The organism is Spirochaetota bacterium (assembly GCA_038043445.1).
In the GTDB taxonomy this organism is placed as follows: domain Bacteria; phylum Spirochaetota; class Brachyspiria; order Brachyspirales; family JACRPF01; genus JBBTBY01.
Genome location: JBBTBY010000023.1, coordinates 1 through 10,656, shown reverse-complemented (window position 1 = coordinate 10,656; position 10,656 = coordinate 1). Strand labels below are relative to the sequence as shown.

The following is a 10,656-nucleotide window of genomic DNA, read 5'->3' as shown; positions in this document are numbered from 1 at the left end:
GGACATAGGGATTATTGGACTTCCAATGCTTTTTTATTATAATCATGCGGAAATAAGGAGCATCCATGGATAAGTATGTATGCGATGTCTGCGGCTACGTCTATGACCCGGCAAAAGGTGATCCGAAGAATAAGATACCGGCGGGGACGCCGTTCGAGAAGCTTCCCGACGGCTGGACATGCCCGGAATGCGGCGCACCCAAGGACCAATTCTCAAAAGCATAGGCACCCACGGGTGAAACATGCACGGCGAAGGAATATAAAATCACAAAGGAGTATGGGATGAAGGACTTGAAAGGCACGAAGACCGAAAAGAACCTGGAAGCGGCATTTGCCGGGGAATCGATGGCGAGGAACAAATATACCTATTTCGCATCGGTGGCAAAGAAAGAGGGATTTGAGCAGATAGCGGCGATCTTTCTCGATTCCGCCGATAACGAGAAGGAACATGCTAAGCGTCATTTCAAGATGCTGTCGGGGATATCCGAATCGACGGCTGAGAACCTGCAGCATGCCATTGACGGCGAGCATTACGAGCACACGGATATGTATCCATCATTCGCAAAGACCGCCCGCGAAGAAGGCTTCACCGATATCGGCGTGCTGTTCGAAAAGGTGGCTCTCGCCGAGAAAGCGCACGAAGAGCGCTATCAGGCGTTACTTGACAATCTGAAAAACGGTTCGGTGTTCACGAAAAAAACGAAGACATTGTGGCGCTGCAGGAATTGCGGCTTTATCCATGAGGGAGAGCACGCCCTCGAAAAATGCCCCGCATGCCTGCACCCGAAGGCGTATTTTGAGGTCAAAGTAGAGTATTGATGGTACTCGGCATCGATCCGGGATACGGAAGGACCGGATATGCCGCCGTTTCATTCGACGGCAGCCGATATACCATGCACCGCTCGGGGCTGATAGAGACCGATCCGCGGCACTCATTCGCAGAACGCCTTGCGCTGCTGTATGACCGTTGCGTTGCGGCAGCAGAGGGAATAAAACCGGCCAGCGCCGCGGTGGAGCGATTGTTCTTCAGCGTGAACGTGAAGACGGCCATCGATGTGGCACAGGCTCGCGGTGTCATACTGCTCGCGCTCGCTCAGGCGAAGATACCGGTGTTCGAGTACACACCGAGCGAGGTGAAATCCTCGGTGACCGGCAGCGGGCGTGCCGGCAAGGCGGCGGTCATGAAAATGCTCACGATAATGATGCCTGACTTCGCCCCGGGGCAGGATGATATCGCCGATGCCGCTGCGGTAGCCGTTACCCATGCGCATCGACAGTACATGAATGAAAGGATGAAACGATGATAGGTCTTATACGCGGGATGATGACGCGGCTCGATCAGAGCACCGTATTGCTCATGACCGGCGGGGTAGGGTATGAGGTCCACGTCGGCAGGAAATACTCCGCGCCCGAGAGCACGGAAGTCACGCTGTACACACATCTCATCCATCGCGAGGACGGCATGACCCTCTACGGTTTCCCGGCACGCGAGCAGAAGGAGCTTTTCATCGTTCTCATGTCAGCGCAGGGCATAGGCCCCAAATTAGCTATGGAGATCATCTCTACCTTCAATGCCGGCGAGCTTATGGAGATACTCTTCTCCCAGGATGCCGTGCGCCTTACGGCAGTTCCCGGCATGGGGATGAAAAAGGCAGAGAAGGCAGTGTTCGAGCTTAAAGATAAGATACAAAAACTCGATATCCGCTCATCATCATCCGCTCCTCAGGATGCATCGTCCGCCGATGCGGTCAGGGCGCTCAGCGTCCTCGGGTTCTCGGTGGAGGAAGCGGTGACCGCCGTACGCGCCGTGAAGAAAGAGCACATGACGTCGGAAACGGTCATCAAAGAAGCGCTTTCACGTCTCGCCTCGCGGTAAGATACATGCGCTGTCTCAGCGGCTGGTGAACGCGACGAACGATTCAAGCGGCTCGTATACTATCCTGCTGTCCGAGGCATCCGATGCGCCGGCAGCGAGGAATCGCGTCAGATGATAATCCACGGTATCAACACCGGAAACCGATGTGACCGTTACCGATGTCCGCATGAGAAAAGGCATGACGGATACACCGGCGATGATCAGGAACGCGGCAGCGGCCGCCGCGATGCGGAAACGGATGCCATGAAAAGCACCGACGGCCCCGGCGAGAGCGCTGTAAAGCTCATGCGCCCCGGAATCCAGCGTATGTGCGCGCAGGCGTTCGCGCAAACGTTCGTATGATGCGAATTTCTGCCGGCAGCGACCGCAGGAAATACGATGCTCATTCAGCATCCCTTCTTCGGCGTCCGACAGATCGCCGTCAAGTTTACGGCTCATCATGCGTTCCCATTTTCTGCATGTGTTCATATGCGCACCCCCATGGCGGCGAATTCGGCGAAAAGCCGTTCCCTCGCGCGGAATATCCGTGTGCGCACCGTATTGACCGGTACACCCAGTATCGCAGCGATATCCGCATACGAAAGACGTTCATATTCAACAAGGAGGAGCGGGGCCCTCAGCTTGCCCGGCAGACGCTTGAGCGCCTCCTCGACAACGACCTTGACCGCGACGGCATCCTCGTGACTTTCGTGCTTCGTCTCGCGCACGCTCATGCGCGAAATGAGTGTGCGTGAACGGACCGCTTTTCGCACCGCATCCACGCTCTTGTTCGTTGCGATACGATAGAGATAGGTGAATATCTTCGACGCCCCGTTGAACGCACGCATCGAGCGGTGGAACGCGGCGAACGTGTCCTGCACCACCTCTTCCGCGACCGTGCGGTCACCGACTATCTTGAACGCGAGGCTCATAAGCGGCATGCGGTAGCGGGCAACGACGTCGCGGTATGCGTCCTCATCGCCTCTGCGAAGCCGGGAGATGAGCTCCTCATCTCCCGTCGGCACGCGTGCCGCGGAAGTGCTAACGGCGACCGCTATCATCCGGCCGCATCTCCTTCTGGCGATCGTACATGCCCTTCGCTTTCATCATCTGTGCGCGTGACTGAACGAGCATGCGCCATTTCTCGAACTGCTCCTTGGAAAGGACGGCTTTAATATCGAGATCGCCCTTGATCTTGAGGAATTCAATATCGCCCATGATATTCGCTTTTTTTTCGATGATGCCTTTCACGCGATTGATATCCGCATTGTCCTTAAGGAGTTCTTCGCGGAGATCGAGGGAGATGCGCTCGAGATCGATGCCCTTACGCTCCATCTTCGACTGCTTATCGGCCATGATGGTGGTTATCTTCTTTTCCTGTTCATCGGTGAGCGCAAGGACCTTTTTCAGCTGCTGGCCGTATTCCAGCCAATTGCCGCCTTCACGACTGGTTACCGGCGTGGGTTTTACGTCCTGGGCGAAGACCATGGCCCCGATACTGATACATGCTAAAAAGACGGATAGACGTTTCATGGCGGTGCTCCTTGAAGGGAAGATATGCATATTTGTCGATATCATCGGCGGAATAGTTCCCCAATAACAGGGGTCATCGGTACCATTGGGCGATGACAGACTTGAACTGCCGACATCTTGCTTGTAAGGCAAGCGCTCTCCCAGCTGAGCTAATCGCCCGGAAGAACCATCTTTATATCCGCAGCGGGGGGAAAAGTCAAGGTTTTTCACTGCCTCTCCTTGACAATTCCTTCGAGCGCGGTTATGCTGACGCGCAGAGGCCTATGTACATCGGACGAATGTCACGGATCAGGATATTGGTCCGAGCCGTTGCGCGCGCAATGCTGCTGAAACCGAGGGTTGTATGCCGGTCCCAGAAAATTTTTTCCGGCGAGCGATGCAGGACACCCGTCCGAGCATGCGGGTCATCGTTTTTATCATTGAAAATACGGTTCTTGCGCTCCTCTACTGGGGAGTATCACATCTGAATTTCCTGATATTCAAGAATGCAGGCATACTGCCGATGCCGATATGGCCTGCTGCTGCGGTCGCTGCCGTCGCCGCATTCTATCGGTCGTGGCGTATCGCACCTGCGCTCGCAATAGGCACCATTCTCGCGAACCATGTTTCGCTCGGGGCGCCGCTCTTCTATGCCTGCTGCATCGCGATCATGAACACTGCCGGCCCGATAGCGGGGGCGGCACTGATGCGGCTCAGGGTGACCTCGTCGCTCACGATACGGGGGTTCGCCGACGTCCTCGTGGTCTTCATCATACTTACGGCGATTGTCCCGGTATTGACCGCGAGCGGCGGTATCGGGTTCAAGCGTATGCTCGGTCTTGTACCGCCGGAGGCTGTCCTCGTCAGCTGGCTGAAATGGGCGACGGCACACTCGCTTGGCACGATGCTCTTTGCCGTGCCGGTTTTCGCCTGGATAAAGGGGCGGCATGGCTGAGAAAAAAAACAACAATAATTTGGAAGTGACCGTACTTCTTTCCTGCCTGCTTCTTGCGTCCTTCCTTTGGATGACGCATGCAATATTTGAATTCCTCTACGGTCACACGAACGATACATTTGCCGCGTCCGTGTTGCCGCTTAACGATGCACCCGAGATCCTGCATCGCGTCATCATGTGCTCTATCATCATTCTCGGCGGAATAATAGTCGGCGCCATTCTCAAACGTCATGCCGAACAGCGGAATTCGAAGGAGGCGCTTGCGGATGACCTCAAAGCGACGCTCAATTCCATCGGGGACGCGGTCATTGCGACCGATCGGGACGGACGAATTACACGCATGAACCCTGTTGCCGAACGGCTTACCGGCATGTCCGCGGAGAAAGTGGTCGGCAGGATGCTCCCCGAAGCATTCCGCATCATCAATGCGATGACACGCGCGCCCGTTGAAGATCCCGTATCGAAGGTACTTTCGACCGGCGATATCGTCGGACTAGCCAACCATACGGCGCTCCTGTCACATAACGGGAAGGAATATCAGATAGCGGACAGCGGAGCCCCGATACGTGATGCGGACGGGAATATCGTCGGCGTTGTACTTGTGTTCCGCGATGTGACCGATGAATATGCCGTTCGTGAGCGGCTTGAAAAAAGCGAAGAGGACCTGCGCATTACGCTCAATTCCATCGGGGATGCCGTCATCGCTACGGACAAGGATGGACGCGTGACACGCATGAACCCTGTCGCCGCGTCGCTTACCGGCATGCGGTCCGGGGAAGCCGTGGGCAGAACGCTGACCGAGGTGTTCCGCATCATCAATGCGGTCACGCGCGAGCCGGCGGACGATCCGGTAAGCCGCGTGCTTGCGACCGGTGAGATAGTCGGACTTGCCAATCATACGGCGCTCCTCTCCCATGACGGGAAGGAGTATCAGATAGCCGACAGCGGAGCCCCGATACGTGATGCGTCCGGGAACGTCGTCGGTGTCGTACTTGTGTTCCGCGATGTGACCGATGAATACGCTATGCGCGAGAAGCTTGCGGTGAACGAGGAGCGAATGCACTCGCTCTTTTCGAACATGAACGAAGGGGTTGCGCTCCATGACGTGGTGCTGGATGACGCGGGCAAGCCCATCGAATACCGTATCGTCGATATCAACCCACGGTATGAGAAGATCATTGGTGTGAAACGGGAGGACGTTGTCGGGAAACTCAGCTGCGAGGCGTACAGGACGCCGGAGCCGCCGTATCTCATGGAGTTCACGAGCGTCGGTCTAACCGGCATTCCGTACCGTTTTGAAACATATTTCCCGCCCATGGACAAACATTTTTCCATATCAGTTGCGCCATGGGGAAGGAACGGTTTTGCGACCATATTTTCGGATATCTCTGAACGGAAAAAAACCGAAGAGGCGATACGCAAAAAGACCGAGGAACTCGATAATTTCTTTAATAACAATCTTGATCTGCTCTGTATCGCTGATACGAACGGATATTTCCATCGTTTGAACCCCGAGTGGGTAAATACGCTGGGCTATGACCTGAAAGAGCTGGAAGGGAGTAAATTCCTCGACCTTGTTCACCCCGACGATATGACTGCGACCATGGCCGCGATGTCCGCACTGAGCGGTCAGAAGAAGGTGATTAATTTCATCAATCGTTTCCGACGCAGGGATGGTACGTACTGCTATCTCGAATGGCGGTCATTCCCCGTCGGCAATCTTATCCATGCCGCAGCAAGGGATATTACCGCCCGGACACAGGCGGAAGAAATGCTCAAGGCGAATGAAGCCCGTTTTCGCCAGACATTCGATGACTCCCCGGTAGGCACTGCAATGGTCTCGCTTGAGAATAAATTCATCCGATGCAACAACGCGTTCTGCAGATATCTCGGCTATTCCGAACAGGAGCTTATCGGGCGGACGTTCTCGGAGATTACCTTTCCCGAGGACAGACATATCGGCCTGCAGGAGGTCAAGGAGATAGCCCGCGGGGAACGCGACATAGCGAAGCTGCAAAAGAGATACCTTCGTAAGGACGGTGTTATTGTCTGGGGGCAGGTAAGTATTTCCATGGTCCGCGGGAAGGGGAACGATGATACGTATTTTCTGCCTATCATCGAGGATATCACCGAGAGGAAACGTTCCGAGAATGCGCGTGCCGAGGCACAGCGTTTTTCGGATGCATTGATCGACGGTATGCCGGGAATATTCTATCTGTACGACTCCGGCCTCTATCTGCGGCGCTGGAATCGGAACCATGAAAAAGAGCTTGGATACAGCGCGGCAGAATTGAATGGGAAGCATGTCGGAACATGGCATAGAACGGATGAAGCTCGATCAGCGGCTATCCGCGGTATCGAGTCCGTCATGCGGGACGGCGGGACCGCTTTCTTTGAGGGAACACTGCTGCACAGGGACGGCCGTGAGATACCCTACCTGCTGTCCGCGACCCGGATCGAAACGAATAATGGGCCGATGATGTTCGGTTTCGGCATCGATATATCATCGCGGCTTACGGCCGAGGCAGCGCTTCGGGAAAGTGAAGAGCGTAACCGCTCATTCCTCAAGGCGGTGCCCGACCTCATGTTCGTCTTCGACAGTCAGGGCACATTCATTGACTATAATGCGGAGCGGCAGGACGAACTCTATGCGCGGCCGGTTGATTTTATCGGAAAACGTATACGTGATGTGCTCCCCCCCAACGTTGCCGGCCCGCTGATGGACACCGCGGACCGGGTGGATAAGACCGGCATCATGGGCATGCTCGAATATGAGCTTGCAATGCCCGCCGGCGAAACGCGGACGTTCGAAGCGCGTATAACACCATACGGCCCCGGACGGCTGGCCGCCCTCGTACGTGATATTACCGTGCAGAAGAACGAGGAGGCGGAACGCAAGCGGCAGGAAGAACGGCTCATGCAGTCGGAAAAGCTCATGTCGCTCGGGGAATTGACCGCGGGGCTTGCGCATGAGATCAATCAGCCTTTGACCGCCATATCGCTCGGCCTCTCGAACGCCATGCTCCTTGCGTCGCCCGAGCATATGAATGCCGACAAGGTGCGGGAGAAGCTCTCCCGGCTCTCCGAGAACGTCAAACGCATTACCGCGCTCATGGAGCATGTACGGACATTCTCACGCGACCAGAAATCGGCGGATATCGGCGTCCATAGGATCGAATCGGCAATAGACGGGGCGCTCAGTCTTGTCCGTGTCCAGTATGAGAACGATCTCATCACATTCACCGTGCGTCATGAACATGACGGCCTTTGCTTCCGCGGCAATCGATACCGGCTTGAACAGGTGCTTCTCAATCTTCTCACGAACGCAAGGGATTCCCTGTCAGAACGATCGGTCAAAAATACGCATCTGCGTAAGGAGATCGCCATCCGGACCTTCGGCGAAGGGGCTTCCGTCGTCATATCGGTCCGGGATAATGGGATGGGGATATCATCGGCCGGTATGCGGCGGCTGTTCGAGCCGTTCTTCACTACAAAGCCCGTCGGCAAAGGCACGGGGCTCGGCCTCTCGGTCAGTTACGGTATCATCCGCGATATGAACGGTACGATCGAAGCGAAAAGCGAGGAAGGGTCTTTCGCGGAATTCATCATACGTCTTCCGGCAGTACAGGGGTAGGCTATGAACACACTCTCGATACTGGTGCTTGATGACAATGATGATGTACGCGATGAGATAGTCGAATTCCTGGAACTTACAGGATATACGGCCGTCGGTCTTCGATGCGCGTCGGAAGCCTTAAAGGCCATCGAAAAATCCCCCCCGGATATACTCATCCTGGACCTCCGCATGCCGGATATGGACGGGATGCAGGTACTGGAAAAACTGAAAGCGATGAACGTCCATCTCGACATTATCATGGCGAGCGGCTATGTCGATCAGGAAATGGAATCGAAGGCGAAGGAACTCGGTGCGACGGCGGTGCTGCACAAGCCGCTCGCGGTGGAAGCTATCATAGCGGCGATACAGAAGACACCGAGTTACAAACGGAAGAGCTGAGATGAGAAGCGCTCCACGAGCATGCCGGCAAAGAACGATACGCTCACGGCCACGTTCACATTGAAGAAGAAAAACCCGTCATCGCGGAACGCACTCCGCACCATGCGGATATAGCCGTATCCGAGGACCAGCGTGCACACGGTGACCGCCGCCCAGTATGCAATGCCGAAATGCATGACGATGCCGTACAGCACAAGCAGTACGATGAATGACGCGTGCAGGGACACGGAAATGACCTTCGCCGGGATCATGCCGAGATCGGCCGGCAGGGAATGAAGACGATGCTTCCTGTCGAACGCGGTGTCGGCAAGGGAATAGATGATATCGAACCCTGCCACCCAGCACGTAACGGCGCATACGAGCGGTATGATGCGCAGATCGATGCTGCCGGTAATGCCGACCATGACCCCTGCCGGTGCGAGCGCGAGCGCTATGCCGAGAACGATATGCGATAGGAACGTGAATCGCTTGGTATAGGAATAGCCGAACAGGAACACAAGCGCGATAGGAGAGAGCATGAACGCGAGCGAATTCAGGAATGCGGCTGATACGAGGAAGACGGCCGCTGCGCCGGCGGTGAACATCGCCACGAACGGCACCGAAAGCGCTTTGCGCGGGAGCTCTCGGCCCCTGGTGCGGGGATTCTTCGCATCGATACGCCGGTCGACGAGACGATTGAAGGCCATCGCACCGCTTCGGGCGCTGACCATGGCGATGAGCAGAAGGAACAGCATCTCGACATGTTTCACATCGACATAGACGAGATATACGCCCATGGCGAACGGGAGCGCGAACAGGGAATGCGAGAATTTTATCATGCGAAGGACGGTGATGAATTTTCTATGCATCGATATCCTTGAGGCTCTCATAGACCGGTGCAACGGCAAGGCGTTCGAGCTCGGTCTTGCGGCGGCGGATATCCTCGTTCGTCTTCTCTTCGCGCGCGAGCAAAGCGCATATTTTCTGATCGTGCATGAAAACGGCAGCGGTATGACATGCCGTAGCGGCGATGATGAGACCGCCGGACACGGTCTCGCCGCTGGTAAGGCCGCTGTCCCTGATGCGGTCATCGGCCCGGGGTATCATGCATGAGCCCCGTTTCATATCGATGAGTTCAAGCGGCTTGGCATCAATGCCGGAATGCATGCCGCGCGCCGCCGCGGCGATGTCCTCACCGAGCGTCGCTATCATCGATGACAGCCGCGTTACCGCCTGCAGCACCTCTATCTCGCCGGTCGTGCGTGATACCGATGAGCCGACCGATATCGAGATCATCCCGGCGATGCGTTCGCGGGAAATGACGATATGCTGATCGACACGTGCAAGCCGCTCGAGTTTTTCCGTGTGGTGCAGAAGATCGGTGAAGATGTGTCGAAAGCAGTCCTCTGCGAACACGCGTACCGCGCCGTCGGCAAGGGGGACGGTCCCGGTGAGGAGCGCCTCGAACTGGGATGTGAACGCACGGGCGAAGGCGGCGGCGAAGAGTATCATGTTCCCTTCGTACACCGCCATCGGTTCAACGCGCCCGCTCGTGGCGATGATATCGCGGAGGATGGTGAAATCGAAGCTGTCGCCGCTCCTTCGGACGAACGCCTTTACCGCCATGATCGCGCGTCGTTCCGCGGCAAGTGCGGTGAGCTCGGCCACGAGCGATTCCACGCGCGTCGCAATGGCGATCTCGACGGCCGGCGGGCATTCGAAATTATAATTGCTGATGATGCCCGTTCCTATGCGGTCGACGACATCGTCCATATCGATCATGCGCCGTTTGTCGACGACCGTAAGCGCGAGTATCATGGCGTAGAGCGAAGCGCCGGTAAGACGCGGCATGAGCACACTTCGCGCAGCCTCGGATGCGAGGGGGATGTTCACATCGGACCGTGCCGCCCTGAGCGACGATTCCATCCCGGCGATTATCATATCCGGCCATTCAGCGCGCCCATGACAGATAAGGAAGTGCATCTCAAGACGGCGCAGTTTCGGAAAAAAACCCGATTCGCCGTTGCGGTTGGCCTCGGCCGAAAGCGATATGATACGCTCGATGAGGCGTTTGAATTCGATGATAAGGTTATACTCGGTCTTGGTAAGCGATGTCCAGCCGTTCGCTTCGATGACGGCAAGCGGGTGGATGAGATCACGTGCGGGAAGGAACACTGCGTCGACGAACAGCTTCTCGATGCGTCTTCCGGAACGTACGGACGGCGGCAGGAACGAACATTCGATGACACCGGTGCGCTCCTGGAATTCCGAGAGGCGCGGATAATCGCGAAAAAGGAACTCAAAAAAACCGCTCTTGCGCGGGCTCTGCTTCAACCGCTTG

12 protein-coding genes and 1 tRNA gene are annotated in these 10,656 nt (G+C 56.2%); 7 read left to right on the top strand and 6 right to left on the bottom strand.

The window, feature by feature from the left end; all coding sequences use genetic code 11:
• The first annotated feature begins 65 nt into the window (after positions 1–65).
• From AABZ39_03545 to ruvA, 4 genes are read left to right on the top strand one after another with little or no spacing between them, the layout of a single operon-like run.
• Positions 66–224 carry a rubredoxin gene (locus tag AABZ39_03545; GenBank protein MEK6793822.1) on the top strand — a complete coding sequence of 53 codons (159 nt, stop codon included), beginning with the start codon at positions 66–68 and terminating at the stop codon, positions 222–224.
• 57 nt (positions 225–281) lie between these two features.
• Positions 282–818 (top strand): rubrerythrin, encoded by a 537-nt coding sequence (rbr, locus tag AABZ39_03540; protein ID MEK6793821.1) that lies wholly within the window; start codon positions 282–284, stop codon positions 816–818.
• Entirely contained in the window at positions 818–1,303 is a 486-nt protein-coding gene (gene ruvC, locus AABZ39_03535; protein ID MEK6793820.1) for a crossover junction endodeoxyribonuclease RuvC, read from the top strand. Before rbr ends, ruvC begins: the two co-directional genes overlap by 1 nt.
• On the top strand, positions 1,300–1,875 hold the full coding sequence (gene ruvA / locus AABZ39_03530; GenBank protein MEK6793819.1) for a Holliday junction branch migration protein RuvA: 576 nt from the start codon (positions 1,300–1,302) through the stop codon (positions 1,873–1,875). The genes ruvC and ruvA overlap by 4 nt, the downstream gene beginning before the upstream one ends.
• Positions 1,876–1,890: 15 nt before the next feature.
• Here ruvA and AABZ39_03525 read toward each other — a convergent pair whose 3' ends face one another.
• The 4 genes from AABZ39_03525 to AABZ39_03510 all read right to left on the bottom strand — a co-directional run bounded on the left by AABZ39_03525 (position 1,891) and on the right by AABZ39_03510 (position 3,546).
• Positions 1,891–2,343, bottom strand: coding sequence for a hypothetical protein (locus tag AABZ39_03525; GenBank protein ID MEK6793818.1), 453 nt, complete (start codon positions 2,341–2,343; stop codon positions 1,891–1,893).
• On the bottom strand, positions 2,340–2,915 hold the full coding sequence (locus AABZ39_03520; GenBank protein ID MEK6793817.1) for an RNA polymerase sigma factor: 576 nt from the start codon (positions 2,913–2,915) through the stop codon (positions 2,340–2,342). The genes AABZ39_03525 and AABZ39_03520 overlap by 4 nt, the downstream gene beginning before the upstream one ends.
• Complete coding sequence (locus tag AABZ39_03515; protein MEK6793816.1) at positions 2,896–3,387, bottom strand: hypothetical protein; 492 nt, start codon at positions 3,385–3,387, stop codon at positions 2,896–2,898. The genes AABZ39_03520 and AABZ39_03515 overlap by 20 nt, the downstream gene beginning before the upstream one ends.
• A gap of 86 nt (positions 3,388–3,473) precedes the next feature.
• Positions 3,474–3,546: transfer RNA gene (locus AABZ39_03510), tRNA-Val, on the bottom strand.
• A 184-nt stretch (positions 3,547–3,730) separates the two neighbouring features.
• Between AABZ39_03510 and AABZ39_03505 the strand changes: the two genes are divergently transcribed.
• Genes AABZ39_03505 through AABZ39_03495 form a run of 3 tightly spaced genes read left to right on the top strand, consistent with a single transcriptional unit; the run spans position 3,731 to position 8,336 of the window.
• Positions 3,731–4,321: an MASE1 domain-containing protein gene (locus AABZ39_03505; GenBank protein MEK6793815.1), complete on the top strand. Its 591-nt coding sequence runs from the start codon at positions 3,731–3,733 to the stop codon at positions 4,319–4,321.
• Entirely contained in the window at positions 4,314–7,955 is a 3,642-nt protein-coding gene (locus tag AABZ39_03500; GenBank protein MEK6793814.1) for a PAS domain S-box protein, read from the top strand. The genes AABZ39_03505 and AABZ39_03500 overlap by 8 nt, the downstream gene beginning before the upstream one ends.
• Positions 7,956–7,958: 3 nt before the next feature.
• A complete protein-coding gene (locus AABZ39_03495) occupies positions 7,959–8,336 on the top strand; it encodes a response regulator (protein ID MEK6793813.1) in 378 nt (125 codons plus the stop codon).
• On the opposite strand, the gene AABZ39_03490 is transcribed toward AABZ39_03495, so the two are convergent.
• A complete protein-coding gene (locus AABZ39_03490) occupies positions 8,318–9,184 on the bottom strand; it encodes a UbiA-like polyprenyltransferase (protein MEK6793812.1) in 867 nt (288 codons plus the stop codon). The two genes, AABZ39_03495 and AABZ39_03490, sit on opposite strands and share 19 nt — an antisense overlap.
• Positions 9,177–10,656: hypothetical protein (locus AABZ39_03485; protein MEK6793811.1), on the bottom strand; the 1,480-nt coding region annotated here is incomplete at its 5' end. The genes AABZ39_03485 and AABZ39_03490, both read right to left, overlap by 8 nt.

Coding starts and splice junctions, on each gene's coding strand:
- AABZ39_03515 (MEK6793816.1), bottom strand. CDS start 3,387: ATGAAACGTCTATCCGTCTTTTTAGCATGTATCAGTATCGGGGCCATG.
- rbr (MEK6793821.1), top strand. CDS start 282: ATGAAGGACTTGAAAGGCACGAAGACCGAAAAGAACCTGGAAGCGGCA.
- AABZ39_03495 (MEK6793813.1), top strand. CDS start 7,959: ATGAACACACTCTCGATACTGGTGCTTGATGACAATGATGATGTACGC.
- ruvC (MEK6793820.1), top strand. CDS start 818: ATGGTACTCGGCATCGATCCGGGATACGGAAGGACCGGATATGCCGCC.
- AABZ39_03490 (MEK6793812.1), bottom strand. CDS start 9,184: ATGCATAGAAAATTCATCACCGTCCTTCGCATGATAAAATTCTCGCAT.
- AABZ39_03505 (MEK6793815.1), top strand. CDS start 3,731: ATGCCGGTCCCAGAAAATTTTTTCCGGCGAGCGATGCAGGACACCCGT.
- AABZ39_03500 (MEK6793814.1), top strand. CDS start 4,314: ATGGCTGAGAAAAAAAACAACAATAATTTGGAAGTGACCGTACTTCTT.
- AABZ39_03545 (MEK6793822.1), top strand. CDS start 66: ATGGATAAGTATGTATGCGATGTCTGCGGCTACGTCTATGACCCGGCA.
- AABZ39_03520 (MEK6793817.1), bottom strand. CDS start 2,915: ATGATAGCGGTCGCCGTTAGCACTTCCGCGGCACGCGTGCCGACGGGA.
- AABZ39_03525 (MEK6793818.1), bottom strand. CDS start 2,343: ATGAACACATGCAGAAAATGGGAACGCATGATGAGCCGTAAACTTGAC.
- ruvA (MEK6793819.1), top strand. CDS start 1,300: ATGATAGGTCTTATACGCGGGATGATGACGCGGCTCGATCAGAGCACC.